The sequence below is a fragment of the Nocardia nova genome, assembly GCF_002933465.1.
In the GTDB taxonomy this organism is placed as follows: domain Bacteria; phylum Actinomycetota; class Actinomycetes; order Mycobacteriales; family Mycobacteriaceae; genus Nocardia; species Nocardia nova_B.
The window spans coordinates 140,781-166,879 of the sequence record NZ_PSZE01000003.1; the positions used below are offsets into that span (position 1 = coordinate 140,781).

Genomic DNA, 26,099 nt, shown 5'->3' on the forward strand with positions numbered 1-26,099 from the left:
CTCCGCGACCGGTGCGTATCGGCGTGCGGCTCAGATCATGTCGTGCTTGGTGAGCCAGTTCATCAGTGGCCAGCCGCAGAAGACCGGCAACCAGCAGGTCAGTACCCGGTACAGCAGAACGGCCGGCACGCCGATCGCCGCGGGCACGCCGAAAGCGGCCAGACCACCGATCAGCGCCGCCTCCACCGCGCCCACACCACCGGGCGTGGGGGCGGCCGAGGCCAGCGTCCCGCCGATCATCGTCACGACCGTCACGGTCACGAATGTCGTTGCGCCGCCGAATGCCTCGATGGCCGCCCACAGCGCGCCCGCGGCGCCGAGCGTGGTGGTCGCGCAGCCGCCGACGATCATCAGCAGCCGTTTCGGTTCACGTGACAGCGTGCGCAGTTCCGCGACGACCTCCGCCAGCTGCGGTCGCACCTCGTTGCGCAGCCAGCGCCGCACCGTCGGCACGAACATGGCCGCACCGACCGCGCCCAGCAGGCCACCGGCCAGCAGGTACAGCACGGTCGCACTCGGCACGAAATGTTCCAGGTTCGTCGAAACACCGGCGGCCACACTGAAGACGATCAGCAGCACCACGTGCGTGATCACCTGCACCGCCTGGTTCAGTGCCACCGCCGCGGTCGCCTTCACCGTGCCCAGGCCGCTCTTCTGCAGGAATCGCACACTCAGCGCCAGCCCGCCGACCCCGGCCGGTGTCGTGGTCGCGGCGAAGGTGTTGGCGACCTGCATGCCCAGCAGCTTGCGGAAATTCACCGACGTCCCGGCGCATCCCCACAGCGCCATCGCCGCGCCCACGTAGGTGGAGGCCGAGATCGTCAACCCCAGCATCGCCCACCACCAGTTCGCGGTGCGCAGTTCGGTGAAGAAGGTCGGCACCTGGCTGATGAACGGGTAGGCCACGTACACCAGCGCGATCAGCAGCACCAACTGCACGATCTGGTTGCGCGAGTACCGGGTGATCCGCGCGGCCTCGATCCGATCCTTACCGGTCTGCTGAAGTACGTGGGCGCGGACCGTTTTCATCAGTTCGCCGCTGTCGGGGACCGATTTGCGGACCTGGGTGCCGATTCCGTTCTTGGTGAGCCGGCGGGAGGCGTCGAGCACCGCCTGTTCCCCCAGCACGTGAATGGCGGTGGCCACCACCGTTTCCGCCCCGAACAGGGAACTCGTGGTGAGCAACAGCTGTGCGATATCGGCGGAGAAGCGGGAGTCGAAGGCGCCGAATTCCGCCGCCATGAAGCCGCCGAACAGGACCCGGCCCTCGGCGATGCGGATTTCCTCGACCCGCAGATCACCGTGGGTGATCTGGGCGCGATGCATGTTCTGCAGTGACCGCCAGACGTTGGTCAGCACCACCTCACTGTCGCCGACGGCCAGCTGCCGGCCCCGGGGCGCGGTGTGCGCGTACAGGGTCCAGCCGCGGCTCAGCGCGGCCACCGTGAGCGGTTTGTTGCTCGCCAGGCCCAGATCGCCGAGCGCGATACCCATCAGTGCGCGATGTTCGACCGCGCGGCGCATCGAGGCGAAGGCGGGGGTGCGTTCACTGCTGCGGAAGGTCAGCCAGCGCCGGACCTGCCGCAACATTCCCCAGCTGCGCTGATTCTGTCCGTACATCTCCACGATCAGCTGGCGATGCGGCCCGGTGTCGGCGCTCAGCAGCAGCGGTCCGGGACCGGCCGGGCGCAGCACGGTGAATCCGGTGACGGTGTATCCGCGGCCGGCCAGCACCCGCACGGCGGCCTCCAGCGGCACCTCCAACGCCGGAGTGCCGACGACCAGCACGATCACCGCGCCGACGAACCAGCCCACGACCAGCCCGAACATCGCCCGCGAGGGCACCACCAGACTCACGAACAGGTGCAGCGGCACGAATGCGATCAACAGCGCCCACCACAACCGCCGCCAGGATGCCGGCAGCCAGGGGCTGGCCACGGTCAATCCGGCGGCCAGCATCGCGATCCAGCGGGGATCGTCGAGAAATTGGGACAGGAAGGTGTCGAGTTGGCGTGGCACCGCCAGATGCCACTGCGGCGCCGAGATTCCGGATTCGGTGATGGACAGCGCCAGCACCGCGATCAGACCCGCGGCGACATAGCCACTGAGCAGTTTCCATTGCATCCGCAAGATCAGGCGAACGAGAATCGCGAAGGGCAATGCCAGAATCGCGATGCCGTAGAGCAGATAGACCAGGTTGGACTGTTCGGGCGTGAGGAAGCCGACGATATCGGAGACTGATCGTTCCAGGGCTTCCCAGCGCGGCCGGGTGATGAGCGATCCGGCGATCACCACCGCTACCAGCAGGGCGGACAGCACCACGCGAATGATATCGCTGGTCCGCCTGATCCGCGGCTGCAGCAGACTGCCGGAGACGGGGATCTCCCGCCCGTCTACTCGCATGTCGTATCGAAACTTTCGGATCGAGGGAGCTGCGTTGGTCCCTGGGTCGGCTCGGGTGTGAGTATGCAGGAGGCCGTCCGAGCGCCCGTCGGCAACACGCCGTTCTCCGGGTTCACACAGGTGGGCGGGCGCGTACTCCACACGAGTCGATCGAACTCGGGTGGATGCTGCGCGTCCGGATCTCCGCTCGCTCGGGCCGAGGCCACCGCGCGAGCGCCCGGGTCTTCGCGGACCGGCAGGGCGCAGCGTCACCCGGGCGGTCCCGGACCGACTGTGACGGGTTCGGGTGCGTCGGTGTCGCCGACACTGAAGATCCCGCCGGTCATGGTGCCGGTATCGAGTTCGGCGATCGCGGCCGCGACCAGCTCCGTCGGCACCAGCGCGGGAAAGGAATTGGGGGCGACAGCGTTCGCGCGGACCCCGAATTCGGCGAATTCCGCGGCGATATGCCTGGTCAGGTGGTCGAGTGCGGCCTTGGTCGCGGAATAGACGGCCTGCCCGCCGGAATAGACCCGGGATCCCGACAAACTCGAGACGTTGACGATATTGCGATTGCGCGTCCGATTCTCGTCACCGCGATGCAACCAGCACCGCTGCGCGAGCCGCGTCGCCAGTCGCAGCGGCACCTCGACGTTCATCGCGAACTGCGGCGCGAGCGCGTCTAGGGCGGTGTCGCCGTCGACCAGCCCATTCGGCTGCGGATCCAGCTGCGCCGCATTGTTGACCAGCAGATCGACCGCGCCGAATTTCGCCAGTGCCAGATCCACCACTCGCTCGGCCGCGCCCTCGCGGCGCAGATCGGCGCGCACGACGAAGACGCGAGAGTCGTTCTCCGGAACCGGCTGCCAGGGTTCCAGCGGATCGATGAACCATTCCTCCTGGGAGGGCGCGGCCGGAACACGATTGCGGCAGACGGCCACGATGTCGTAGTTCCGGTAGTACGCGCGGCAGAACGCATCGCCCAATCGCCCACCCGCCCCGGTGAGCAGGCACACACGACGGCTCTCACCAGTGGACAATGTGGTCCCCTCCCCAGCAGCTCGCCGCCTGCTCCTTCGGCCGATGCAACCACATCACCACACTGTTGCGGGCCGTGGTGTTGGCGCCGAGGAAGGTGTGCCAGGACCGCGGCGTGCATTCGAAGACGACCATCGAATTGTCCAGCGGCGGAACGACCACCGTCGGCGCCGGCTCCGCGGCGCCGATCTCGGCGAACAGTCCCGTCTCGCCGCTGTCGCCCGGCCGCCATTCGCCGTTGCCGAGATAGAACAGCACCGCGACGGCGCGCACCATTTCACGCGCCGGCACCCCCGCGGGCCGTGCGCCGGACTTCAGATCGATATCGTCGCTCGGCAGACCGACCGCGTCCGGCCCGGGCGCTGCCCCCGGGAACCAGGCCGGGGTGAGGTCGTGGTGCGGCCGGCCGCGCGGACTCCCCGGCGGGTGATGGCGCAGTGAGCCCTCCACGTCGCCGCTGGCCGGGACGCCCGCGACCCGTTCGATCAGGTCGTGCCAGGCGCGCGACAGAAAGACCTCGAGCGGTCCGTTGCGCATCCGGGTCAGGCTCGCGCCGCAGGCACCGTTTCCCGCAACCGGACCGAACAGGTCCGGGCGATCGGTGCGCACCCGTTCGAATTCGACCGCGAGCCGCTGGTAGAACTCGGCGATGAAGACGTCACGGACGTAGACATGGGGGAAGGGACGGGTGCGGCGAATCCACCGCCGATGTGCCAGCAGATCGACGAACCAGTGCGGCAACGGCGCCTCGGACACCATACAAGCTCCCTCCCGGACTACCCCGCCGATCCTATTGCCTTCCCGGTACCGCGCCGAGTTCGTCCCGGTTTGTGCAACCATCACCCGGTGGTGCGCGACGTCCGGGTCTGTTTCGTGGGGGATTCTCTGGTGGCGGGGCTGGGAGATCCGCAGTGTCTCGGCTGGGCGGGCCGGCTCGCCGGGCGTGCGACAGCGGCCGGAATACCGCTGACCTACTACAACCTCGGAGTGCGACGCCAGACCTCCTCCGATATCGCCGCCCGCTGGGAGGCTGAGTGTGGACAGCGATTATCCGGCGAGGTCGACGCGCGGGTCGTCTTCTCCTTCGGCGTCAACGACACGCTGTGGGAAAACGAGGCGATCCGGGTGCCGGCCGACGAGTCCGCGGCCAATCTCCGCCGCATGCTGCGCCGCTGCGCCGAACTCGACTGGACCGTCCTGGTGGTCGCGCCACCGCCCTGTAGTGACGGCGAACAGAACGCGCGCACAATCGAATTGGACGATCGATTCACCGAAATGTGCTCCCGCGAACAGGTTCAGTATCTTCGCGTTCACCAACCGCTGCGCCACAACGACATCTGGATGCGCGAACTGCGCGAGGGCGACGGCTACCACCCCGGCGCGCCGGGCTACGAGCAACTGGCGGCCATGATCGGCCCGCACTGGCTGCAATGGCTGACCGAACCTCGCACCCGCCTCCCCACGGTGAGCTGATCCGCTGATTTCTCCGCACCGCGTTTTCCCGCACCGATTAGTTACCGTTGTTCGTCCCGTCTTCATGGTTCGAACGCATCGGCCGATCCGGCCGGTCACCGGTTGCAGAGGAGCAGGTAGATCATGGGAAAGATCGTTGTCGCCGAGTTCGTTTCGCTGGACGGATTCATCCAGGATCCGCTGTGGACCGCACCCTTCTGGTGCGACGGCATCGCGAACTACAAATCCGGTGAGCTGGACGCGGTCGACGCCCTGTTGCTGGGCCGCACCACGTATCAGATGTTCGCCGCGTCCTGGCCGGACCACCCGGAAGAGGGTGCGTACAAGGACAAGATGAACAGCATGCCCAAATATGTGGCGACCGATTCGCTGCGCGATCTGGAGTGGAACGCTCAGCGCATCGAGGGCGACCTCGCCGCCGGCATCGCGAAATTGCGGACCGAGCAGAACCTGCTCGTCTTCGGCAGCGCCTCGCTGGTGAAGTGCCTGCGCGAACACGAACTGGTCGACGAGTACCGCCTGGTCGTCTACCCCGTTCTGCTGGGCAGCGGACTGCGCTTGTTCGAGGCGGTCGAGCCCGAGGCCACCCTCGCCCTCGCCGAATCCGAGGTCCTCGACAACGGCGTCGTCCTGACCACCTATCGGGTCACCGAGAATTCGGTGGTGCGACCGAGCTTCGGCTGACCGGTCCGCCGCTCACTCGCGGTGTCGGACGATATTGCGCACCTTGCCGTGTTGAGCACCTTGCCGTATTGAGCACCTTGCCGTATTGAGCACCTTGCCGTATTGACCACGTTGCCGTCCGGGGCACGGACCAGAAACCGGCGAACTCCCCAGGGTTCGGTGGTGAGTGGATGGACGATCTCGTAGCCGAGGCGTCGCGCCTGCGGTTCTCCTGTCCGCCGGGCATCGGTCGGTAATGCTAGTCCGCCGCGGCGGCGGTGCGGCCCCTAATCTCCAGTACCGCCATCGCCGCGTTGTGACCCCCGATCCCGCTCACGCCACCGCCGCGGACCGCGCCGGCACCGCACCGGAATATATTGCGATGGCCCGTGCCGACTCCCCAGCGAGCGGCGGGCGCGGAATCGTCATCGGTGCGAAACGGAAAATCCAAGTCGCCGTGGAAGATATGGCCGCGTGGCAGGCCGAGTTCGGCTTCCAATTCCAGCGGCGTTCTGGCCTCGATACACGGATCGCCGTTGGCATCCGCGGCGAGACAGCCGGAAAGCGGCTCGGCCAGAACGGCATCCAGCTGTCGCAGCGTCGATGCCAGCAGCTCGTCGCATGATCCGTGCTCGAAAAGAGTTGCCGGAGTATGCAAACCGAACAGAGTCAAGGTATGCATGCCCTGTTCGGCGGCCCCGGAACTCAGAATCGATGGATCCGTCAACGTATGGCAGTAGATCTCCGACGGCGGAGCGCTCGGGAATCGCCCGTCGGCCGCCTCGCGATAGGCCCGTTCCAGCTGGTCGTATCCCTCCGCGATATGGAACGTCCCCGAGAACGCCTCGCGCGGATCGATCTCGGTGCGCAGCCGGGGGAGTCGGCGCAGCAGCATATTCACCTTGAACTGACTGCCCTCGGGCATCACGTCGACCGGCTCGCCCACCAGCCGGGCGAGGGTCGCGGGCGCCGCGTTGACCAGGACGTGGCGGGCATCGGCCAGACCGGATTCGTCCGGCGTGTCGAACCGGACCTGCGCTGTGGCGCCGTCGGTGTCGATCCCGGTCACCGTGCACGAGGTGCGCACGCGCGCACCCGCCCGCCGCGCCGCATCGGCGAGGGCATCGGTCAGCGCGCCCATCCCGCCGACCGGCACGTTCCACTCGCCGGTCCCGTTGCCTATCACGTGGTAGAGAAAGCAGCGATTCTGCCGCAGCGCCGGATCGTGCGCGTGCGTGAACGTGCCGATCAGCGCATCGGTGAAGACCACGCCGCGCACCGTGTCGTCCCGGAATCGCGCCTCCACGGTTTCGCCGAGCGGCCGCTCGAACAGCATCTCCCAGGCTTCCGGATCGTCGAGCACTCGCTGTAGTTCGGCGCGGGTGGGCAGCGGCCGCAGCATGGTCGGAAAAATCCGCTGCGCGGCCCGCGCGGTCGTCGCGTAGAACCGTTGCCACGCCTCGAAATCCGCATCGGACCCGGTGACGCGGCGAAAGCTCTCGCGGGTTCGTCCGGCGTCGGCCGTATCGACGAGCAATCCGGTATCGCCGACCGGCGTGTACGACGAGATCCGCCGCTCACGGGTCCGGAACCGCAGATCCAGATCCCGGACGATCCGATCCGGAAGCAGACTCACCAGATACGAATAGCGCGACAGTCGCGCATCGATCCCGGCGAATACCCGCTCGGACACCGCCGCCCCACCGGTATGGTCCTGCCGCTCGAGGACCAGTACCGACAGTCCGGCGCGCGCCAGGTACGCCGCGGCCACCAGCCCGTTGTGCCCGCCGCCGACGATGACGACGTCATAGGAGTCGCGCATCAGCCCTGGATATCATGAATTCGCGCGACCCGCGTCCGCTCCGCCGGGTGTCGCGGACTTGCGTACCAGCAGATATCCGTGCGGACACCGCTCGTCGGGTTCCGGGGGGCGCACCATCCGGGTCACCGGGACGAATCCGTGCGGCCGCAGCATCTCCGTGAGGCGTTCGGGAGACCACCGCACCACCGGCGCTACCTTGTGGTCGTACGGTTGCCGGTCGGCGCCGTCGTCGGCCGCCTGAAACGCCAGCATCAGATAACCGTCGGCGGCCAGCGCGCGAGCGAATTCCGCGAATAGATCCGGCAATTGCTCCGGCAGCATATGAATAATGCTGTACCAGGCCACAATTGCGCCGAACCCGCCGTCGGCGACATCCAGCTTCTCCATCGAGCCCTGTTCGAATCGCAGATGTGGATGGACCTCGCGGGCCATCCGGATCATCTCCGCCGAGGCGTCGAGCCCGAAGATATTCAGCCCCAACTCATCCAGATATCCGGTGATCCGGCCCGGACCACATCCCAGGTCTGCCACCGGCCCGCGGTCCTCGGCCTGCACCAACTCCGCGAACAGCCCCAGCATCGCCCGATCGACCGGCGCTTTCACCATCGCATCCCGGAAGAGGTTGGTATAGAGCTCCGCCACCTCGTCATATGCGGCCGCCACCGCATCGGAATTCGCACTCACCCCGGCAGCTTACCCACGCCGAGCCCGGACCCTTCCGGGTTTCGGAGCGTAGGGTCGCGGCATGGCCACCTCGACGCAGCACCGGGAGGCGGACGGATGAGGACGCTCACCTCCCGCATCGTGTATCGAAATCCCTGGATCGAGGTCCGCGAGGACAGTATTCGCCGCGCCGACGGCTCCACCGGCATCTACGGCGTGGTCCACCGGGCGGAATTCGCGGTGGTGGTGCCGCTGGAGGGCGACCGCCTGCATCTGGTCGAGCAGTTCAGATACCCACTGGGACAACGGTGCTGGGAGTTCCCGGCGGGCGCGCTGCCGGGTGGCGAGTCCGGCGACCCAATCGAGATCGCCCGCCGCGAACTGCGCGAGGAGACCGGTCTGCGCGCCACCGACCTGACCCACCTCGGCATCCTCGACGCCGCTCCGGCCACGCTGGCCCAGCGCGGCCACGCCTACCTGGCGACCGGTCTCACCGCGGGCGAACCCGAACGCGAACCCGAAGAACAGGACATGCGGTCCCAGTGGTTCGACCGCGGCGCCGTGGAACAGATGATCCGCACCGGCGAAATCACCGACTCCCAGACCATCGCCGCCTACGGTCTGCTCCTGCTCCACGAGCGCTGATCCAGCGGTGGTCAACGCTTCCGGGCTCGGAAAACGCTGTCCTGCAGTGTGATCGACTCACCGTTGGTACGAACGACGGATCGCGTCCGGTTCTCGACCCGCTGGATATCCCAGCCATCCGGCGCCAGTGCGGCGGCGATCTGCTCGGCGGTGACGTGCACGTGGGAAGCGGAGGTGTGGGCGGCCGACTCGTGATCACCGGGGGCGTGGCCGACGATGAACAGCGTTCCGCCCCGCGCCACGGCGGCGGCCAGGCGCTCGAACAGGGCATCGTTCGAATCGACCGGGTGCACGTAGCACGCGCAGACCAGGTCGAAGCGGTTCTCGCCCGTGACCCACTGCGTCATATCCGCTGCGTGCCAATCGATTCGGTCGGCAATAGCGCGTCCGGCCCGATCGGCCCCCATTCGGCCGCGCGCGACGGCCGCCGCCGCGATGTCGACGGCGGTGACCCGCCAGCCTTGCCGGGCCAGCCAGATCGCCTCCGCGCCCTCACCGCAGCCGGCGTCCAGGGCCGTGCCGGGCGGCAGTTCGGCGAGTTCGCCGGTGAGGTGGGGATTGGGTTCGCTCTCTGAGGCCGAACCGGCACCGTGATAACGCTGTTCCCAATAGTGCCGGTCGAATTCACGCGCGGCGGAGCCGTGCCGGTGCTCATGGTGTGCGTGATCACCGGTCGTGTCGCCGCCGGTCGGATGGTTGCCGCTCATGTCGACTCCTTGGGTGGGGTGCGAGCTCACAGGCCGTGGCGCCGATCGCCGAGCACCCGGTCGGCAAGCTCCCGCTCATCGTCCGCGGAGAACCCGCGTCGCCGCCGTTCCACCGCCCGGCGCGTCTGCTCCTCCACCAGATCGGCATTGATCTGCGCGGCCGCGAACGCGCCCGCGGCGGCCGCCGCACCCACCTGTGCGCTCAGGTCGGTGACATTGCCCGCCGCCCACACGCCCGGAACGTCGGTGCGGCCCATCGCATCGGTCGGAATGTATTCGCCTGCGCCCGAGGGATGCTCGACGGGCTCGAGGCCGAGTTTGCGAAGGATCTCGGACCGCGCGACCATGCGCGGGCCGACGGTGATCACCTCGCGTGCCACCACCGTTCCGTCGGCCAGCCGTACGCCGGTGATGTGGTCCCCGGCGACCTCCAGCGCCGCCACTGTCCCCGTGATCACCGGAATGCCCCGCGCGGCGAGCTTTTCCGCCGCTTCGCCGCCGGGCGCGTCCATGGTGTGGGTGAACAGGACGACATCGTCGGTCCACTGCCGGAACAGCAGCGCGCCGTGGACCGACATCGGGCCGTTGGCGATCACCCCGATCCTGCGGTCCCGGACCTCCCATCCGTGGCAGTACGGGCAGTGCACGACATCTCGGCCCCAGCGTTCCCGCAGGCCCGCGATATCCGGAATCTCGTCGACCACGCCGGTGGTCACCAGCAGGCGGCGCGCTCGCACGGTCCGTCCGTCGGCGAGGTCGAGGAGAAATTCACCGTCCTCTCGGATCGCGCCGGTGATCTCACCGGACACGATGTGCCCGCCGTAGCCGCGCACCTCGGTCCGGCCGCGGGCGAGCAGTTCCGCCGGCGGCATCCCTTCCCGGGCGAGCAGTCCGTGCACCCCGTCGGCCGGGGCGTTGCGGGGTGCGCCGGCGTCCACCACCGCCACTGATCGGCGGGCTCGTGCCAGCATCAACGCGCCGTTCAACCCCGCTGCTCCACCGCCGACGATCACCACGTCGTAGTTACTGTTCAGCTCATCGGTCACCATGACCACCTCCTGGCGTTCACGGTGCCGGACACATCGAAAAAATGGCAAACATCTTTGCTGAAATGGCAAACTGGGGTCATGGACGACAACCTGGACCGCGCGCTCGACGCCGTGGGCCCGCGGCTGCGCGCACTGCGACAACAACGTCAGACCACGCTCGCCGACCTCGCCGCGACGACCGGCATTTCGGTGAGCACCCTGTCCCGGCTGGAATCGGGCGACCGCAAGCCGACCCTCGAACTGCTGCTGCCGCTGGCCCGGGCCCACGGCGTCACGCTCGACGAACTCGTCGACGCCCCGCCCACCGGCGACCCGCGCATCCATCTGCGACCGATCACCCGGCACGGGATGACCATGCTGCCGCTGACCCGGCGCGCGGGCGGCATTCAGGCTTACAAAATGGTGATCCACCCGGAGAACCGCCGCGGTGAACCGGATCCGCAGACCCACGAGGGTTACGAATGGCTCTACGTCCTCAACGGACGTCTCCGCCTGATCCTCGGTGAACACGACCTGGTGCTGGCCCCCGGCGAGGCCGCCGAATTCGATACCCGCGTCCCGCACTGGTTCGGCCCGGCCGACGAACAGTCCGTCGAATTCCTGAGCCTGTTCGGCAAACAGGGCGAGCGCGCCCACGTGCGCGCCCGCCCCAGATCCGGCGGGGATTGACGTCCGGCCATATCCAGCGCGGCCAGATGGCTGAACAGCACCGATGCACCAGCGGTGACCTTCCTTCCCTCGTGCGCCCTGCCGTGATTCCCCAGGGACCCATGGTGGCCACCGAAAGTCCTTCCCGCGCAGCGGTATAGGCGCCGGCCAAACCGCCGCCCGAACCCGCGACCAGTACATCGACTTCTTCGTTCCAGTCCGTCACCGCACACTCCCCGCACTCGTCTGTGCTCACGGTAAGCGTCCGGCGCCCCCGCGTCACCGATGATCCCGATGGGCAGGAATGTGGTGGTCGCCGCGCCCGATCCGTGCCACCGCGATACAACCGGCGGTTGTGGCCGCGCGTGTGTCGGTTGTTTGCGCGCCGGCCGGGCCGATTGCTTCGATCCCCTCGATGATGAATCGTTCGCTGGGCACCTCGTTCACCCGGCTCTGGTCCGCCTACGCGGTGAGCACCTTCGGCACCTGCCTGGCTCTGGATGCTCTACCCCTGATCGCGATACGCGTGCTGCACGCGGGACCGGGCGCGGTCTCGGCACTGGCCGCGGCCGGTCTGGCGGTCGGCGTGGTGCTCGCCCTCCCGCTCGGCCCCTGGGTCGAGTACCGGCCGAAACGCCCGGTGATGGTCGCGACCGATCTGCTGCGGTTCGCCGCCATGCTCAGTATTCCGGTCGCCTTCGCCTTCGGCGTGCTCGGTTACGCGCAACTGCTCATCGTCTCCGTCATGGCGGCCGCGGCCGATATCACCTTCCGCGCGGCGAGCGGCGCCTACCTGAAAAGCGTTGTCTCGCAGGCGAATCTGCTCGCCGCCAACGGCAGATTCGAATCCACCACCTGGACCGCGACCGCGCTGGGACCGCCGCTGGGCGGTACCGCGATCGGGTTGTTCGGCCCGGTCACGACCGTCCTCGCGGACGCGTGCAGCTATCTGCTGTCCGCCGCGGCGCTCGGCTCGATCCGCGCCGACGAACCGCGTCCGGATCGTGGGAAGGCCGCGCGCACCCGCGCCGCCGACCTGTTCGTGGGCTGGCGCTATCTGCTGGCCCATCCCGGTCTGCGGCCGCTGTTTCTCAACTCCGTTGCGGTGAGCGGGCTGATCATGGCGACCGCGCCGGTGCTGGCCGTGCTGATGCTCGGCCGCCTCGGCTTTCCGACCTGGCAGTACGGGCTGGCATTCGGAATACCCTGCCTGGCGGGCCTGCTCGGCTCCCGGCTGTCGCCGCGACTGGTCCGGCGGTACGGGGAACGCCGGATCGTCTTGGTCGCCGGCACCCTGCGGGCCTGCTGGCCGATCGGATTGGCGGGGATCACCGCAGGGCTCGGTGGTCTGGTGCTCGTGATCGTCGTCGAGGCCGGCCTCATCGCGAGCATCGGGATCTTCAATCCGGTGATGGCGACCTACCGCCTGCAGCGCACTGATCCGGGAGTGGTGGCACGCATGCTGACCGCGTGGTCGATCACCGGAAAGGCCACCACCGCGATACTGACCGCACTCTGGGGCGTACTGGCGCAACTCACCGGCCCGCGCACCGCACTCGCCGTCGCGGGTGTGCTGTTGCTGGCCACGCCGTTGCTGCTGCGAGGCGGATACGTCGACGTGGACACCGCGACGGAACCGTCGCAGTCGCCGCCGGCGCCGTTGCGGCAGGGGTGAGCAGCGACCGAGCGAGCACCGACTCCAGTGATCACCGACCCCAGTGATCACCGACACAGTGCCGTGTCGCCGTTCGCCGCCTAAATTCGTTAATTAGCGAAATGCCGAAGGATGGTGGATGTGCGCGACAGCGGATCGGTCCGCGCGGGAGACCTCGCCGAGGAGGTGGAGGCCGAATGCGAGATGCTCGAGGAATGCAAGGCCCTGGCCAACCGAACCAGGCTGCAGATCCTGCACTGGCTCAAGGATCCACACGCGAATTTCGCTGAACTGGAACATGATTCGGCCGGACTCGGCGTGTGCGTCGGACTGATCCAGCGCCGGGCCGGAACGTCGGCCTCGACCATCTCGGCCCATCTGGCGGTACTGCAGCGCGCGGGTTTCCTCACCGCCACCCGCCGCGGGCAGTGGACCTACTACCGCCGCGATGAGGCCCGCATCCGGCACTTCACCGACCGACTACACCGCGTGCTCTGATCGACGCGCCCCGAGTACGAAAGGCAGCGACCATGCCTACCGTGACTGCGCCCACTGCCCTGTCCATCCTCGACCTGGCGTCGGTGGCACCCGGCGCGACCGCGCGCGAGAGTTTCGCCAACAGCGTCGCCCTCGCCCAGGCCGCCGAGCGCAGCGGATATCGGCGCGTCTGGTACGCCGAACACCACAACATGCGCTCGATCGCGTCCAGCGCCACCAGTGTGCTCATCGGCCACGTCGCCGAACACACCGAGACCATCCGGCTCGGTGCGGGCGGCATCATGCTGCCCAACCATTCTCCGCTGGTGATCGCCGAACAGTTCGGCACCCTCGAAACGCTCTTCCCCGGCCGCATCGATCTCGGCCTCGGCCGCGCGCCCGGCAGCGATCAGAAGACGATGCTCGCCCTGCGCCGCGATCCGCGTTCGGCCGACTCGTTCCCGCAAGACGTTCTGGAGCTGCAGGGCTACCTGAGCGGCCGGTCGCGGATCCCCGGAGTGGAGGCCGTGCCGCGCGCGGAAGGCATCGTGCCGCTCTACATTCTGGGTTCCTCGCTGTTCGGCGCGCAGCTCGCGGCGCATCTCGGCCTGCCGTACGCGTTCGCATCGCACTTCGCGCCCGACGCACTTCACCAGGCGGTCGAGGTCTACCGCGAGAAGTTCCGAGCCTCCGAGCAGCTTTCCGAACCGTATGTGATGGCCGGCGCCAACGTGTTCGCCGCCGAGACCCACGACGCGGCGATCGCGCAGAAGACCGTCTCCTACCGCGCCCGCGCCCGCATGATGATCTCTCGCGGCGCCGGCACGGCAACCTTCACCGACGAGGAGATCGACGCCTTCCTCGCCTCCCCGAACGGCGCCCAGCTGTCCTCGATGACGCGCTACACCGCCGTCGGCACCGCCGACGAAGTGCGCGACTACCTCGACGAATTCGCCGCCTCGATCGGCGCCGACGAGCTGATCCTCGTCCACCACGCCGCCGATATCGTCGACCGCGTCCGATCCGTCGAACTGACCGCGGCCGCGATGCTCACCGAGCGGGCTGCCAACTGAAACGGCCGGGCCCGTCGCTACGGGCCCGGCCGTTGTCGGCTCATCTGTGCTCGGCTACTTCGTGGCCGTGGTCGGTGCCGCCGATGTGGTGGTCGGCTGCGTCTTCGGCTGGGTGGTGGTCGGCTCGGTGGTGGTCGGCTGGGTGGTGGCCGGTGCCGTGGTCTCGACCGGGGCCGCGACCTGGGTGCGAGCCGGCGGTTCGGCCGGTGCGACGGTCGTGGTGGCCGGGGCCTGCGTGGTGGTCGGCGCCGCGCTGCTGTTGGTGGTTGTCGGCGTCGCGGTCGTCGGCGCGGGCTGAGTAGTGGTGGGCGCCGGGCTCGTGGTGGTGGTCGCCGCCTTGGCGTCCGCCGCCTTACTGTCCTGCACGGTCTTGTACGCTGCCTGGACGTCGGCCTGGGTCGGCTGCGACTTCGTGTCGATCTGCTGTCCCGCCTGCGCCTGCTGAGCCAGGTGGGTGAGATACGCTGCCGCATATTCGGCCGAGGTCATCGGCTTGCCGTTCGCGGCATCGGAATCACGCCAGTAGTCGAAGTGGTGACCGGTCCCGTTGGGGCCCAGGGTCAGCTGGTATGGATCACTCATGATCACCGGGATCGTGTTCTGGTTGGTGACGATCAGGCCGATGATCTCGTTGAGCACCTTCTGCGGCAGATAAGCCAGCGGCGCCATCTGATCGGTCGAAATCGACTGTGCCGGAGCGGGTGCGGGCGGATTGTCGCCCGGCTTGTAGCCCGGCTCGGACACTTTCAGCAGTACCTGCAGGAAGGTTTCGTTGCTCGCCATCCAGTTCGGCTGCGAAGCGATGTAGGAAAAGGCGTTCATGGCGATCCGGCCGAGCGTGACGGCCACGTCCTGACCCGTCGCGGGCGTCAGCCCCTCGTTCTGCAGGGCGTCGACGTTCAACTGCCGGCCCACGTTCGCAGCCAGTTGCAGCAACGAGATGTTCTGCGGCGCAGCACAAGTGAGATCGCCTTCGGAGCAGAACGAGGCGACCTTGCCGTTCAGCGCACCGAAGTCGCCGGCCTGGTCCGGCAGCGCGCCCTGCCCGGAGATCGGCTTGTTGCCGTTCTGGTAGTTCTGATCGAAGCCGTCGGGATGGTTGGGGTCCTTGGCGCCGGGGAACGGGCCATCGCCCGCGGTACGACCCGCATCCGCCAGAATCACCACGCCCAGAACGTTTTTCGGGTCGACGACATCGTATTTGCCGTCGGCGCCCGGCTGGTCGTGCCCGATGCCCATGGCCACGCGGCGCGCGACGTCGGCGCCCTCGCTGTAACCGACGATCGAGAATTTGGTATTCGGACAGGCCGCCGAGATGTCGTGCATCACCTTTTCGGCATTGGCCACACCGGTGTCCACCGCTTGCTCGTAGGTGCTCATATTCGCCGGATACGCGATGTATACCGCGGCATAGGAACCCGGGTCCACCTTGTCGGCGGGTGCGTTGACCACCGGATCGACCCAGTGACTGCTGTAATCACTCGACAGCGCCGCCGGTAGCGCGTTGCCGTTCGCGTCGACCAGCATGGCCGTCTTGTTCGGGTCCGGGCTGTCGTTGCGGCCGGCCACCGAGATGGTCACCATGTCATGACATTCGGTGACCGACGAGGTGAGCCGCGTATCGCGGGTCTCGGGCGTCGCCATCAGGCCCCACGAGGCCGCGACAATGGCCGCCACCCCCAAAACTGCTGGTCCGGCAGCCGCGGAGGCGATGCGGTGCCGTTTGATGAACTCGCGAAGAGCCATGTCCTGATCCCCAATTCGGTCCGACAAGAAAGCGGGACAGGCCCCCCGACGGGCCGTGTGTGTCACGAGAGGTGTCGGGAACCACAGGGCGAGTGTTACCAGCCGGAACAGTTCTGTGATCTGAACCGCGACGTGTAAACGCGAGGCGTCGCCGCAGCGATAAGGCTTTTTCCGCCACCGCGAGGACAACCGCTTTGACGATCCGGCAAATTTCTTTGCGCTCCGGGCGCGGGACCGGTCACGGTGAGGGCGTGGACGACGGGTTCGAACCGGTAGTGGCAGCGCTGGGACCACGGCTGCGCGAGTTGCGCCGCCGCAGCGGCAGGACGCTGACCGAGCTCTCGGCCGCGACAGCGATTCCGGTCAGCACTCTGTCGCGGCTCGAGTCCGGGCAGCGCAAACCCGGACTCGAACAGTTGCTGGCGCTCGCCCGGGCCTACCGGATTCCACTGGACGAACTGGTCGGCGCCCCGGCGAGCGGTGATCCCCGCGTCTATCCGCAACCGTTCACACGCGACGGCATGACCGTCATCCCGCTGACTCACAATCCCGGTGGACTGCAGGTATTCCGCCAGATCCTGCCCGCCGGAGGCGGTCACCGCGAGCCGGCACCGCGCTCGCACGAGGGCTATCACTGGCTGTATGTGCTCGATGGCCGGTTGCGCGTGGTGCTCGGCGACCAGGACCTGATTCTGGGCACCGGCGAGGTCGCCGAATTCGACACCCACCTCCCGCACTGGTTCGGCAACGCCGACGCCCGCCCGGTGGAATTCCTGAGCATTCTCGGTCCCCAGGGCGAACGTTTCCACTTGCGAGCGCGCTACCGCCCGAACTGAATTCGCCGGCCGCGGCAACTGCCCGCTACCCGCGAGCCATGTCCACGAAGCGGCTGAGGTGGAGCTGGTGGGCGACGGTGATCGTCGCGGTGGGGCCGTTTCGGTGTTTGCCGAGGATCAGGTCGGCCTCGCCGCCGCGCGGGTCGTCGCGTTCGAACGCGTCGGGGCGGTGCAACAGGATCACCATGTCGGCGTCCTGTTCCAGTGAACCGGATTCGCGGAGGTCGGAGACCATGGGGCGCTTGTCCGTTCGCTGTTCGGGACCACGGTTCAGCTGACTGATCGCGACCACCGGAACTTCCAATTCCTTGGCCAGTAGTTTCAGGCTTCGGGAGAATTCCGACACTTCCTGCTGGCGAGATTCGACCTTCTTACCGGATGTCATCAGCTGCAGGTAGTCCACCACGACGAGCCGCAGATCGTGGCGCTGCTTGAGCCGCCGCGCCTTGGCCCGGATCTCCATCATGGTCAGGTTCGGCGAGTCGTCGACGAACAGCGGCGCTTCGCTGATCTCGCTCATCCGGCGCGCGAGTTTGGTCCAGTCGTCGTCGCTCATCCGCCCGGCCCGCATATCCCCGAGCTTGATCTTCGCCTCCGCCGACAGCAGACGCATCACGATCTCGGTTTTGCTCATTTCCAGCGAAAAAATAACGCTCGCCAAGCCATGCTTGATCGAACAACTCCGCATGAAATCCATTCCGAGGGTTGATTTTCCGACTCCAGGCCTGGCCGCGACGATGATCATCTGGCCGGGGTGCAGGCCGTTGGTGACCTCGTCGAGTTCGGTGAAGCCGGTCGGTACGCCGAGGGAGATGCCGCCGCGGCTGGCGATGGAGTCGATTTCGTCCATCGTCGGCTGGAGGAGTTCCTCCAGGGGCAGGAAGTCTTCGCTGGAGCGGCGTTCGGTGACCTCGTAGATTTCGGCCTGGGCGCGGTCGACGACCTCGGCGACGTCCTGACCGTCGGCGCCAGCGTAGCCGAACTGGACGATGCGCGTGCCGGCCTCGACCAGTCGGCGCAGAATCGCCTTCTCCGCGACGATTTCGGCGTAATAGGAGGCATTGGCTGCGGTCGGCACCGTCTGAGTCAGCGTGATCAGATACGGCGCGCCGCCGATGCGTTTGAGTTCGCCGCGGCGATCCAGGGTGGCGGCGACGGTGACCGGGTCCGCCGGTTCGCCACGGCCGTAGAGGTCGAGAATCGCGTCGTAGACGGCCTGGTGCGCCGGACGGTAGAAGTCGCCGGGTCGGATGACCTCGACGACGTCGGCGATGGCGTCCTTGCTGAGCAACATGCCGCCCAGGACCGACTGTTCAGCGGCCATATCGTGCGGCGGCTGCCGACCGAAATCCTCGCCGGGCTGATCGTTGTAGTCCGAGTGCCCGCGATCGTCGACGACTGCCACTCGACCGTCCTCTCTCATCGCACCCGGCCTGATCCCACCCGGCTTCGACCCTATTGACGACTTGTTGTACGCCCGGGTACCGACACGTCGGAACATGTCGCACCGGTCGTCGCGGCGGCCGCCACATGATCGGGAACCCGCCCGTAGCTAACGATTTCTCGCAGCGAGAACCGCGGCGCTACCGGCGCGTGATGACGGCGCCTGGAAGAACCTAAGGGACCGAGTTGGGGATCGCCAAACCGTCCTGTGGAAACAACTGTGGATAAACTGGGCACAGTTCACCCGCTGTTGTGTAGGCCTTGTGCATCAACTGGGGACAAACCGGTATGCGCAGTGGCTATGACCAGGTGGAACCACGTTTTTTCGATTTCCCACATGTGGATCGAAATGCCTTCGGCGTGTCATTCGAGATGAACGGCCGGGCGTGTTGGGTTAACACCGCTCTCTCACGATATGACGCAGATCACATTCAAGACGGTCGGTTCGGCTATTTGTCCACAAATCCCCAGGAGCTGGGTAAAAAGTGCGCAGGATCTATCGGCGACGGGAACCGGTGCCCACCGTCACCATATAGCAAATCTTTCGCAACTCTATCGTGTCGCATCCGATTCCGGTCCGAAATGCGACAAGAGCCGTAGACGCGTGTGTCCGGCCCGGCGAACGCGCGCAGGCGAAGACCATCCCCGCAGTGACTACGGGGATGGTCTTCGGAGAACTGTGATCCACCGTCCGGATCGAGCACACCGGCGAACCGGTGCGGTGCCCCGGCGGACGGCGGAGCGGACATCACTCCGCGGCAGCAACCTGCAGATCGAACGTGGCAATCACGTCGGGGTGCAGGTGCACGGTGACGTTGTGCTTGCCGGTGCTCTTGATGTGCGACTTCGGCAGCTCGATGCTGCGCTTGTCGAGCACCGGGCCACCGGCGGCCTTGACCGCGCCGGCGACGTCGGCGGTGGTGACCGAACCGAACAGCTTGCCGGTGCCGGCGGTCTTCACCGACAGGGACACGCCCTCCAGGCCCTCGATCGCGGCCTTGAGCTCCTTGGCGTGGTCCAGGTCGCGCACGCGACGGGCGTCCTGCGCCCGGCGGATGCCCTCGACCTGCTTCTCGGCGCCGCGGGTGGCGACGATCGCCAGGCCGCGGGGCAGCAGGTAGTTGCGGCCGTAGCCGTCCTTGACCTCCACGGTGTCGCCGGGCGCACCGAGGTTGTCCACATCAGCAGTCAGAATCAGCTTCATCGTCTGCCTCCCGTTCTCAGCGAGCCGTGGACACGTACGGCAGCAGCGCGACCTCGCGAGAGTTCTTCACCGCGACGGCGATGTCCCGCTGGTGCTGCACACAGTTTCCGGTGACGCGGCGGGCGCGGATCTTGCCGCGGTCGCTGACGAACTTGCGCAGCAACGCCGTGTCCTTGTAGTCGATGACGGCCGTGCCGTCCTTCTTCGCTTCCTTGCAGAAGGCGCAAGCCTTCTTCTTCAGCACCTTTTCGCGTGCCGGTGCTTTGGCCATGGGTATTCACTCCGTTTGCCTGGGAGCCGCATATCGCGGGCCCCTCTATGTGAGCCGTTCAGAACGGCGGTTCGTCATCGATCTGGCCGCCTCCGAAGGAGCCGGCCGCGGGAGCGCTGCCCCACGGATCGTCACCGGCGGAACCCTGTCCGCCGCGACTGCCACCGTTGGAGCCGCCGAAGCCCCCACCACTGCCGCCGGAATTGCCGCCGAAACCACCACCGCCCCCGCCGCGCGAGGTCTTGTTGACCTTCGCGGTCGCGTAGCGCAGGGAGGGACCGACCTCGTCGACCTCGAGTTCCACGACCGTGCGCTTCTCACCCTCGCGGGTTTCGTAGGAGCGCTGCTTGAGCCGTCCGCTCACGATCACGCGAGCGCCTCGGGTCAGGCTCTCGGCGACATTCTCCGCGGCCTCACGCCAAATGTTGCAGCGCAGGAACAGTGCCTCGCCGTCTTTCCATTCGTTGGCGTTGCGGTCGAACACCCGGGGAGTCGAGGCAACGGTGAAATTGGCCACCGCCGCGCCCGCGGGCGTGAATCGAAGTTCCGGATCTGCCGTCAAATTGCCGATGACGGTGATTACGGTGTCGCCTGCCATGGTTCCTCCTGGTCTCCGGTGCGATCAGCTGTGCACTCGCCTGTTGCGCTAGAGCCTAAGCGCAGGCAACGACAAGTGCGGTTTGCTTTCCGACAGGTATGCCAGGGGGCTTACTTCTTGTCCTGCCGCAGGACCTTGGTGCGCAGCACCGACTCGTTCAGGCCCAGCTGACGGTCGAGCTCGCTGACCGTGGCCGGCTCGGCGGTCAGGTCGACGACGGCGTAGATGCCCTCGGCGCGCTTCTCGATTTCGTAGGCCAGCCGGCGGCGGCCCCAGAGGTCGACCTTGTCGATCTTGCCGCCCTGCTGCGAGACCACACTGAGCATCTTGTCCAGGTTCGGACCGACAGTGCGCTCGTCCAGGTTCGGATCGAGGATGACCATCACTTCGTAATGACGCACGGGAACCCATCACCTCCTGTGGACTGTGAACGGCCACGGACTTTCCGTGGCAGGAGGGGTCGTTGCGTCAGCAACCCGACAAGGCTACATGAACGGCCGGTCCGGACCCGAATCCGGGGCACCGGGTGCGAAATGGGTCTCCTTCCCGGGGAATAACGCCGTTCGCGGGGTAGCCCACCTATCGTGGTGCACATGCCGATTCGACCCGCCGATCGTGGGGACCGCGGCGGTCGCGACGGCGTGGCTGCGGAGGTGGCCGCGTGGCCGATGCGGTAGTCCGAGCGCGCGCAACCGGCCGGGTCGCGGCCACGGCCGCGGTGCTGGCCTGCGCGGTCACGCTGATCTTCGCCTATCTCAACAAGGCCCGCTGCGCGGGCGCGCCGTTCGACGGCGACGGGCGCAGTCTGATCTTCGACCGCATCAAGGATGCCGAGGTCTGCTATTCCGACATCCAGTTCCTCTGGCTCGGCCGCGGCATCGACGAGCACCTCTTTCCGTACGTCGGCGGCGGCATTACCCCCGACGGCACGCTGACCGGTGGCGCTGTGGAATATCCGGTGCTCAGCGGGCTGCTGATGTGGCTCGGCGCGGCCGGGGTGCACGACGACGCCGGCTTCCTGCTGCATTCGGCCCTGCTGCTGGCGCCGTTCGCCTTGCTGACCGCCTGGATGCTGGGACGGATGTCGGGAGCCGTCGCGCTGCTGTGGTCGGTGGGGCCGCCGCTGGTGCTCTACGCGTTCCACAACTGGGAACTGCCGGTGGTGTGCACGGCCGTCGGCGCGGTCTACGTGATGACCACGCTGACTCGATATTCGTTGCGCACCAGGGGAATCGTCGCGGCGGTTCTGCTGGGCATCGGGTTCTGCCTGAAGTTGTATCCGGGGATCTTCGTCCTGCCGCTGATGCTCCACATATTTCTCGGCGAGCCGGACCTCGGCGAGTCGCGGCCGGATACCCCCCGCCGCGGCTACGACCCGGGCGGCGCGTTCGCGGCCGCGGGTGCGGCGATCGCGACGGTGGTGGCGATCAACCTGCCCTTCGCGCTGCTCGGCTACGACGGCTGGCGGGCCTCGTTCACCTTCCAGCAGATGCGCCAGGCCGATATCACCACCAACTCCGTCTGGTACTGGGGGCTGCGGCCGATGTTCGCGCAGGGGCAGAGCGGGGAAGCGTCGTTCCAGGATGTCGTGGCGACCGCCTCGCCGGTCCTGGTGGTCGCCTCGTTCGCGCTCGCTGTCTGGATGGGGTGGAAGCGTTTTCCCGCACTCGGCTACTACCCCTGGGTGGGCGTGAGCGCGGCGATGCTGTGCGGATTCCTGCTGTTCCACAAGGTGCACTCACCGCAGTACACGCTGTGGTTGCTGCCGTTCTTCGTCCTGCTCGAGGTGCCGTGGGTGGCGATCGGCGCCTATCTGCTGGCCGATCTGGCCCTCGGTATCGGGGTCTTCCGCTACTTCCATGCCCTGGGTAGCGGAACGGGTGCGGACTTCTCCGAGAAGCTGGTGCAGTTCGGGGTATGGGGACGCGCGGTACTGCTGGTGTTCTTCTTCTTCGCGTTCGCCCGCGCCCGCCCGCGCGGACACCGGCCGATAATGTCGCCGGTCGCGCGCGAACTAGTTCCCGCGCGGTGAATTACGGCTTGCCGTGGCGAGCGCGGAACGACGCGCTCTTGGCCCGGTTGCCGCACAGCGTCATATCCACCAGCGTCGCGAGCCCGCGCGGGAGGTGTCGCGGTAGAGGCGTGTGCAGGTGTCGCGGCCGCATTGTTCGATCCGGTCGCGATCGGGGCCGCCGAGGAGTTCGATCACCGCGGTCGCGATCCGGGCGAGGGCATGGTCGCACTCGCCGCGCCGGGTCACGCCGGCGTCGGCGCGCCGGGTGATCGAGGGTTTCGGCCCGTCGGCGATCCGATTCACCAGCAGGCGGTCGGCATCGCGCCACGGCTCGCCGAGGCTCGTGGCCAGGGCCAGGCGGTACACCGCTTCGCGCAGTTCGACCGCCCGCGCGAGCGCTGCCGCGTCGCACCGTGCCGCGGAGTCCAGCACTCCGGCCGCGATCAGCCATTCGTCGAGTGCGGCGGGGCGCTTCGCCTTCGCCGGGGTGGCCTTGGCCGCGTACTGGTGCAGGGAGTGAATCGAGTCGTGATCGCGCTGTTCGCCGGGACCGTGCTCGGGGAGTCGGTCACCGTGCGGCAGTGGACCGGGTTCGGTGTCGGCGGCATCGGCGTCGGACTGGCCGTCTTCGATCAATCCCATTTCTCCGCAACGGGATTGGTGCTGTGCGTGGTCGGTCTGCTGGGACTGAGTCTCGGCACGGTCTATCAGAAGCGTTTCGTGCCGCAGGTCGACCCGCGCACCAATACCGCTGTGCACGTTCTGGTCAGCGCCGGTGGCAGGAATCTTCCTGCTCGCGAACGGCAGTTACCCACATCGCCGATCCACTTCGCTTCGCCGGCTCGCTGCCAATGTCGGCGAGAACCGCGCGCCGACCACACCGGCGGCGGCCGAGCGGGTGCTCGCCGATGGCTGAGCCGACCGGGTGTCCTTAGGGCGCGCCTTCATCGCCAACCCCGATCTGGTGTCGCGGATTCGGCACGACCGAGCGCTGGCGCCGGTGCGCGGGGACGGTCTCTACGGCCGGGGGCCGACCGGATATACGGACTACCCGTCCTGGTCCGACCGCGACGAGCGGGTTGCCTGACCGGGAATCGCAGCGCCGATGACCGCCCCGTTCGCATGCCGTCGGCTCGCTCATCTCGGGCTTCGCGGCATGCGTTGCGACGGGCATCGGCGTGTTCCATTGTCACAGAACCACACCCGGTTCGGTGCCGGGTTCCGGGATTACTGCCAGCGCGCCAGCAACCGGTTCGCCTTGGTGCTCAGCGCCCGTTGCAGGAAGGGCCCGAAACTGACTCGGGCAACACCCAATTCGGCGAACCAGGCCCGATCGCCCTGATCCGGCAGACCGATGGCGTTGACCGGCAACGGAAGTTCGGCACACAGCCGGCGCAGGATCTCCGGATCGCGCTGGCCCACCGGATACAGCACGTCGGCGCCCGCTTCGGCCGCCAGCCGCATCCGCTCCAGTGCTCGCTCGACCCGATCCGGGGTGTTCTGGTCCTCGCGCAGGAACAGGTCGGTGCGGGCGTTGACCACCACGTGCACACCGGCGGCATCGGCCGCCTGCCGCAGTCCGGCAACGAAGTCGGCGTGCTCGCCCGGCTCGCGCAGGCGGCCACCCTCGCTGTGCACCGAATCCTCGATGTTGAGGCCGACCGCGCCCGCCTCCAGCAGCCCGTCGATCAGTTGTGCGGGCTTCAGGCCGTAGCCGGATTCGATATCGACCGAGACGGGAATGTCCACCGCCGCGGTGATCTCGCGAACGCGGGCCATCGATTCGGGATAGGTCATCCCCTCCTGATCCGATTTTCCCAGCGAATCCGCCAGTGGATGACTGCCGACGGTGAGTGCGGCGAAACCGGCCGCCTGCACCAGATTCGCCGACCACGCGTCCCAGACGGTCGGCAGAATCGCCGGGTCGCCAGGGCGGTGCAACTCGAGGAAGGTGGTCGCCTGCTCGCTCAATGCGGTCATGTGTCGATCCTGGCCCACGAGCGGGTGTTCGCGCCAGATGCCGGATACGGCGCCTTGGGTTGCAGGGCCGACGGCAACCACGCCAGCGCCGGATCCTGCGCGCGGTCCAGAATCCCACCCGCCGGATCGTCGGCGCCGTCGCTTCGCACGAGGTCCAGGTCGGGCCGGTAGATCTGGCGGACCACCAACGCGCACAGGCCCACGACCGCGAGGTCGCGGATCAGGACCGCGCTGGTGAACCACTGTTCGGGGACGCCCTTGTCCTCGGTGCCGAGGTAGTAGTACATGCGCGGGAACCACACCAGCGCATCGATCGTCATCCACGCCAGCAGGATTCGCCGGTGCGGCAGGGCCAGCACCGCCAGCGGCACCAGCCACAGCGAATACTGCGGACTCCACACCTTGTTGGTCAGCAGGAACGCCGCCACCACCAGGAAGGCCAGCTGTGCCACTCGGGGCCGGCGGGCAGCGGTCAGCGCGATGTAGCCGATCACCGCGCAGGCGGCCGCGAACAACACCAGCGACACCAGATTCAGTGCGGTCGGGGTGTCGGAGGAGGCGAGTGGACCGTCGAATCCCTGCCAGCCGGTGAAGGAGGTGATCACGTTGTAGAGCGAATCGGGATCGGCATGGCGTTCACTGTTGAGCCGGAAGAATTCCCACCAGCCCTGGGTGAACGGCACGGCAATGGGCAGATTCACCGTCAGCCAGGCCAGCACCGCCGACACCACCGTCACCAGGGCCGCGCGCAGTGGGCTGATCCGCGCCCCCGCCAGATAGTCGCGCAGCGCGCCGATCACGTTGTTGCCGTTGCGCCGCAGCTGTTCTCGCAGGCCCGGCAAGCGGTCGCGGCCGTCGACGCGCAGGCACAACACCACGATCGGGCCCAGGAGCAACAACGGATACAGCTTGGCCGCACCGCCCAGCCCGAGCAATATCCCGGCCAGGACCGGTCGCCGCCTGGCCCACGCCAGCAGACCCGTGGCCGCGAAAGCCGTTGCCAAGGCGTCGAAATTGGTGAAGATGTGCACGAGCACCAGCGGTGAGAGGGCAACCAGCGCCGCGTCCCAGATGCGTCGGCCCGCCAGCATCGCCGACGCCCACACCGTCACCAGCCAGGCCAGTGCCAGTCCCACGGCGACGACGTTGAAATACACCACCACCGACAGCGCCTTCGGCAACGGCAGCGACATCCAGATGTTGGCGACCTCCATCGCCAGGTACTGGTAGAGGCCCGACAGCACCGGATACTCCATGTACCGGGTCTGCAGTTTGCCGTCGGGGCCGACCTCGGTCCACTTCTTCTTGTAGGGGAACGCGCCCTCGTCGAGATGTTCGGCGCCGTAGAGCGGCACCGTATCCGAGTAGCACATGGCCACGTATTGGCGGCCGTTGTTCCAGTCGAGGGTGAGATGGCCCTCCGAGGTGGTCGTCTGCTGAATGCAGCCGGCCTTACCGGCCCAGCCGAAGGCGAGGAACACCACCGCGAAGGCCAGCAGGATGCGCAGCGGAGTCCAGAATCGGGAACGGCCGATGAGGGCGTGGTCGCCGACCGGGCCGCCGATCGTGCTGCTCAACTGAGCGGTCATCGAATCGGTGCGGCTGGGTTTGTCCCGGCGTGCCGCCGACCTCCGATCCGCCGCTAGGGGCGCCGCGGAAACCAAACCGGTGGCGGTCTCGACACCTTCGTCACCGAACGTCGAGGCCGCCACC

General features: G+C 67.4%; 26 protein-coding genes and 1 pseudogene. 10 read left to right on the plus strand and 17 right to left on the minus strand.

Annotated features, from left to right (window positions below; all coding sequences use genetic code 11):
- Positions 1-30: 30 nt before the first annotated feature.
- The 3 genes from C5E41_RS04905 to C5E41_RS04915 all read right to left on the minus strand — a co-directional run bounded on the left by C5E41_RS04905 (position 31) and on the right by C5E41_RS04915 (position 4,179).
- Positions 31-2,403 (minus strand): lysylphosphatidylglycerol synthase transmembrane domain-containing protein, encoded by a 2,373-nt coding sequence (locus C5E41_RS04905; RefSeq protein ID WP_104374642.1) that lies wholly within the window; start codon positions 2,401-2,403, stop codon positions 31-33.
- A 248-nt stretch (positions 2,404-2,651) separates the two neighbouring features.
- Positions 2,652-3,422 (minus strand): SDR family NAD(P)-dependent oxidoreductase, encoded by a 771-nt coding sequence (locus tag C5E41_RS04910; RefSeq protein ID WP_258080746.1) that lies wholly within the window; start codon positions 3,420-3,422, stop codon positions 2,652-2,654.
- Positions 3,409-4,179, minus strand: a complete 771-nt coding sequence (locus C5E41_RS04915; protein WP_104374644.1) for a 2OG-Fe(II) oxygenase — start codon at positions 4,177-4,179, stop codon at positions 3,409-3,411. Before C5E41_RS04915 ends, C5E41_RS04910 begins: the two co-directional genes overlap by 14 nt.
- 87 nt (positions 4,180-4,266) lie before the next feature.
- On the opposite strand from C5E41_RS04915, the gene C5E41_RS04920 reads away from it, so the two are divergent.
- Both C5E41_RS04920 and C5E41_RS04925 read left to right on the plus strand, forming a co-directional pair.
- Entirely contained in the window at positions 4,267-4,893 is a 627-nt protein-coding gene (locus C5E41_RS04920; protein ID WP_104374645.1) for a GDSL-type esterase/lipase family protein, read from the plus strand.
- A gap of 123 nt (positions 4,894-5,016) precedes the next feature.
- Complete coding sequence (locus C5E41_RS04925; protein ID WP_104374646.1) at positions 5,017-5,577, plus strand: dihydrofolate reductase family protein; 561 nt, start codon at positions 5,017-5,019, stop codon at positions 5,575-5,577.
- 92 nt (positions 5,578-5,669) lie between these two features.
- Here the strand turns inward: C5E41_RS04925 and C5E41_RS34785 are convergent.
- The 3 genes and pseudogenes from C5E41_RS34785 to C5E41_RS04940 form a co-directional block, all read right to left on the minus strand.
- Positions 5,670-5,780: pseudogene (locus C5E41_RS34785) on the minus strand (glyoxalase); the annotation flags it as partial.
- 35 nt (positions 5,781-5,815) lie between these two features.
- Entirely contained in the window at positions 5,816-7,378 is a 1,563-nt protein-coding gene (locus C5E41_RS04935; protein ID WP_104374647.1) for a phytoene desaturase family protein, read from the minus strand.
- 12 nt (positions 7,379-7,390) lie between these two features.
- Positions 7,391-8,062 carry a class I SAM-dependent DNA methyltransferase gene (locus tag C5E41_RS04940; protein ID WP_258080747.1) on the minus strand — a complete coding sequence of 224 codons (672 nt, stop codon included), beginning with the start codon at positions 8,060-8,062 and terminating at the stop codon, positions 7,391-7,393.
- 96 nt (positions 8,063-8,158) lie between these two features.
- Here C5E41_RS04940 and C5E41_RS04945 point away from each other — a divergent pair, with 96 nt between their 5' ends.
- A complete protein-coding gene (locus C5E41_RS04945) occupies positions 8,159-8,686 on the plus strand; it encodes an NUDIX domain-containing protein (protein WP_104374648.1) in 528 nt (175 codons plus the stop codon).
- A gap of 11 nt (positions 8,687-8,697) precedes the next feature.
- On the opposite strand, the gene C5E41_RS04950 is transcribed toward C5E41_RS04945, so the two are convergent.
- Together C5E41_RS04950 and C5E41_RS04955 are read right to left on the minus strand one after the other, a co-directional pair.
- The gene (locus C5E41_RS04950; RefSeq protein WP_104374649.1) at positions 8,698-9,393 is read right to left on the minus strand and encodes a class I SAM-dependent methyltransferase; all 696 of its coding nucleotides are present in this window, start codon (positions 9,391-9,393) and stop codon (positions 8,698-8,700) included.
- 26 nt (positions 9,394-9,419) lie between these two features.
- Positions 9,420-10,442, minus strand: coding sequence for an NAD(P)/FAD-dependent oxidoreductase (locus C5E41_RS04955; protein ID WP_104374845.1), 1,023 nt, complete (start codon positions 10,440-10,442; stop codon positions 9,420-9,422).
- A 78-nt stretch (positions 10,443-10,520) separates the two neighbouring features.
- Between C5E41_RS04955 and C5E41_RS04960 the strand changes: the two genes are divergently transcribed.
- From C5E41_RS04960 to C5E41_RS04975, 4 genes are all read left to right on the plus strand, one after another.
- Positions 10,521-11,111, plus strand: a complete 591-nt coding sequence (locus C5E41_RS04960) for a helix-turn-helix domain-containing protein (RefSeq protein WP_104374650.1) — start codon at positions 10,521-10,523, stop codon at positions 11,109-11,111.
- A gap of 394 nt (positions 11,112-11,505) precedes the next feature.
- Complete coding sequence (locus C5E41_RS04965; RefSeq protein ID WP_104374846.1) at positions 11,506-12,765, plus strand: MFS transporter; 1,260 nt, start codon at positions 11,506-11,508, stop codon at positions 12,763-12,765.
- Between the two features lie 120 nt (positions 12,766-12,885).
- Positions 12,886-13,242 (plus strand): metalloregulator ArsR/SmtB family transcription factor, encoded by a 357-nt coding sequence (locus tag C5E41_RS04970; protein WP_308706028.1) that lies wholly within the window; start codon positions 12,886-12,888, stop codon positions 13,240-13,242.
- A 41-nt stretch (positions 13,243-13,283) separates the two neighbouring features.
- Complete coding sequence (locus C5E41_RS04975; protein WP_439956351.1) at positions 13,284-14,294, plus strand: LLM class flavin-dependent oxidoreductase; 1,011 nt, start codon at positions 13,284-13,286, stop codon at positions 14,292-14,294.
- Positions 14,295-14,348: 54 nt separating this feature from the next.
- Here C5E41_RS04975 and C5E41_RS04980 read toward each other — a convergent pair whose 3' ends face one another.
- Positions 14,349-16,040: a cutinase family protein gene (locus tag C5E41_RS04980; RefSeq protein ID WP_104374652.1), complete on the minus strand. Its 1,692-nt coding sequence runs from the start codon at positions 16,038-16,040 to the stop codon at positions 14,349-14,351.
- Between the two features lie 251 nt (positions 16,041-16,291).
- Here C5E41_RS04980 and C5E41_RS04985 point away from each other — a divergent pair, with 251 nt between their 5' ends.
- On the plus strand, positions 16,292-16,876 hold the full coding sequence (locus tag C5E41_RS04985) for a helix-turn-helix domain-containing protein (RefSeq protein ID WP_104374653.1): 585 nt from the start codon (positions 16,292-16,294) through the stop codon (positions 16,874-16,876).
- A 25-nt stretch (positions 16,877-16,901) separates the two neighbouring features.
- Here the strand turns inward: C5E41_RS04985 and dnaB are convergent, their stop codons facing one another.
- The 5 genes from dnaB to rpsF all read right to left on the minus strand — a co-directional run bounded on the left by dnaB (position 16,902) and on the right by rpsF (position 20,793).
- Positions 16,902-18,281: a replicative DNA helicase gene (gene dnaB / locus C5E41_RS04990; protein WP_104374848.1), complete on the minus strand. Its 1,380-nt coding sequence runs from the start codon at positions 18,279-18,281 to the stop codon at positions 16,902-16,904.
- A 786-nt stretch (positions 18,282-19,067) separates the two neighbouring features.
- Entirely contained in the window at positions 19,068-19,523 is a 456-nt protein-coding gene (rplI, locus tag C5E41_RS04995; protein ID WP_104374654.1) for a 50S ribosomal protein L9, read from the minus strand.
- 16 nt (positions 19,524-19,539) lie between these two features.
- Positions 19,540-19,794: a 30S ribosomal protein S18 gene (gene rpsR / locus C5E41_RS05000; RefSeq protein ID WP_104374655.1), complete on the minus strand. Its 255-nt coding sequence runs from the start codon at positions 19,792-19,794 to the stop codon at positions 19,540-19,542.
- A 58-nt stretch (positions 19,795-19,852) separates the two neighbouring features.
- Positions 19,853-20,392: a single-stranded DNA-binding protein gene (locus C5E41_RS05005; RefSeq protein WP_104374656.1), complete on the minus strand. Its 540-nt coding sequence runs from the start codon at positions 20,390-20,392 to the stop codon at positions 19,853-19,855.
- Positions 20,393-20,502: 110 nt separating this feature from the next.
- Positions 20,503-20,793, minus strand: coding sequence for a 30S ribosomal protein S6 (rpsF, locus tag C5E41_RS05010; RefSeq protein WP_030514152.1), 291 nt, complete (start codon positions 20,791-20,793; stop codon positions 20,503-20,505).
- A gap of 260 nt (positions 20,794-21,053) precedes the next feature.
- Between rpsF and C5E41_RS05015 the strand changes: the two genes are divergently transcribed.
- Positions 21,054-22,424: a glycosyltransferase 87 family protein gene (locus tag C5E41_RS05015; protein WP_104374657.1), complete on the plus strand. Its 1,371-nt coding sequence runs from the start codon at positions 21,054-21,056 to the stop codon at positions 22,422-22,424.
- 60 nt (positions 22,425-22,484) lie between these two features.
- Here the strand turns inward: C5E41_RS05015 and C5E41_RS05020 are convergent, their stop codons facing one another.
- Positions 22,485-23,048: a CGNR zinc finger domain-containing protein gene (locus C5E41_RS05020; RefSeq protein ID WP_104374658.1), complete on the minus strand. Its 564-nt coding sequence runs from the start codon at positions 23,046-23,048 to the stop codon at positions 22,485-22,487.
- Positions 23,049-23,331: 283 nt separating this feature from the next.
- On the opposite strand from C5E41_RS05020, the gene C5E41_RS33675 reads away from it, so the two are divergent.
- Positions 23,332-23,493, plus strand: coding sequence for a hypothetical protein (locus C5E41_RS33675; RefSeq protein WP_181063103.1), 162 nt, complete (start codon positions 23,332-23,334; stop codon positions 23,491-23,493).
- A gap of 140 nt (positions 23,494-23,633) precedes the next feature.
- On the opposite strand, the gene C5E41_RS05030 is transcribed toward C5E41_RS33675, so the two are convergent.
- Entirely contained in the window at positions 23,634-24,386 is a 753-nt protein-coding gene (locus C5E41_RS05030) for an isocitrate lyase/PEP mutase family protein (RefSeq protein ID WP_104374659.1), read from the minus strand.
- Entirely contained in the window at positions 24,383-26,098 is a 1,716-nt protein-coding gene (locus tag C5E41_RS05035) for a glycosyltransferase family 87 protein (RefSeq protein ID WP_439956357.1), read from the minus strand. Before C5E41_RS05035 ends, C5E41_RS05030 begins: the two co-directional genes overlap by 4 nt.
- Position 26,099: the final 1 nt, after the last annotated feature.

Bases quoted from the DNA above. Each gene is read 5' to 3' on its own strand.
- C5E41_RS04905 (WP_104374642.1), bottom strand. From the start codon at position 2,403: ATGCGAGTAGACGGGCGGGAGATCCCCGTCTCCGGCAGTCTGCTGCAG.
- C5E41_RS04915 (WP_104374644.1), bottom strand. From the start codon at position 4,179: ATGGTGTCCGAGGCGCCGTTGCCGCACTGGTTCGTCGATCTGCTGGCA.
- C5E41_RS04925 (WP_104374646.1), top strand. From the start codon at position 5,017: ATGGGAAAGATCGTTGTCGCCGAGTTCGTTTCGCTGGACGGATTCATC.
- C5E41_RS04935 (WP_104374647.1), bottom strand. From the start codon at position 7,378: ATGCGCGACTCCTATGACGTCGTCATCGTCGGCGGCGGGCACAACGGG.
- C5E41_RS04945 (WP_104374648.1), top strand. From the start codon at position 8,159: ATGAGGACGCTCACCTCCCGCATCGTGTATCGAAATCCCTGGATCGAG.
- C5E41_RS04950 (WP_104374649.1), bottom strand. From the start codon at position 9,393: ATGAGCGGCAACCATCCGACCGGCGGCGACACGACCGGTGATCACGCA.
- C5E41_RS04955 (WP_104374845.1), bottom strand. From the start codon at position 10,442: ATGGTGACCGATGAGCTGAACAGTAACTACGACGTGGTGATCGTCGGC.
- C5E41_RS04960 (WP_104374650.1), top strand. From the start codon at position 10,521: ATGGACGACAACCTGGACCGCGCGCTCGACGCCGTGGGCCCGCGGCTG.
- C5E41_RS04965 (WP_104374846.1), top strand. From the start codon at position 11,506: ATGATGAATCGTTCGCTGGGCACCTCGTTCACCCGGCTCTGGTCCGCC.
- C5E41_RS04980 (WP_104374652.1), bottom strand. From the start codon at position 16,040: ATGGCTCTTCGCGAGTTCATCAAACGGCACCGCATCGCCTCCGCGGCT.
- rplI (WP_104374654.1), bottom strand. From the start codon at position 19,523: ATGAAGCTGATTCTGACTGCTGATGTGGACAACCTCGGTGCGCCCGGC.
- rpsR (WP_104374655.1), bottom strand. From the start codon at position 19,794: ATGGCCAAAGCACCGGCACGCGAAAAGGTGCTGAAGAAGAAGGCTTGC.
- C5E41_RS05005 (WP_104374656.1), bottom strand. From the start codon at position 20,392: ATGGCAGGCGACACCGTAATCACCGTCATCGGCAATTTGACGGCAGAT.
- C5E41_RS05020 (WP_104374658.1), bottom strand. From the start codon at position 23,048: ATGGGATTGATCGAAGACGGCCAGTCCGACGCCGATGCCGCCGACACC.
- C5E41_RS05030 (WP_104374659.1), bottom strand. From the start codon at position 24,386: ATGACCGCATTGAGCGAGCAGGCGACCACCTTCCTCGAGTTGCACCGC.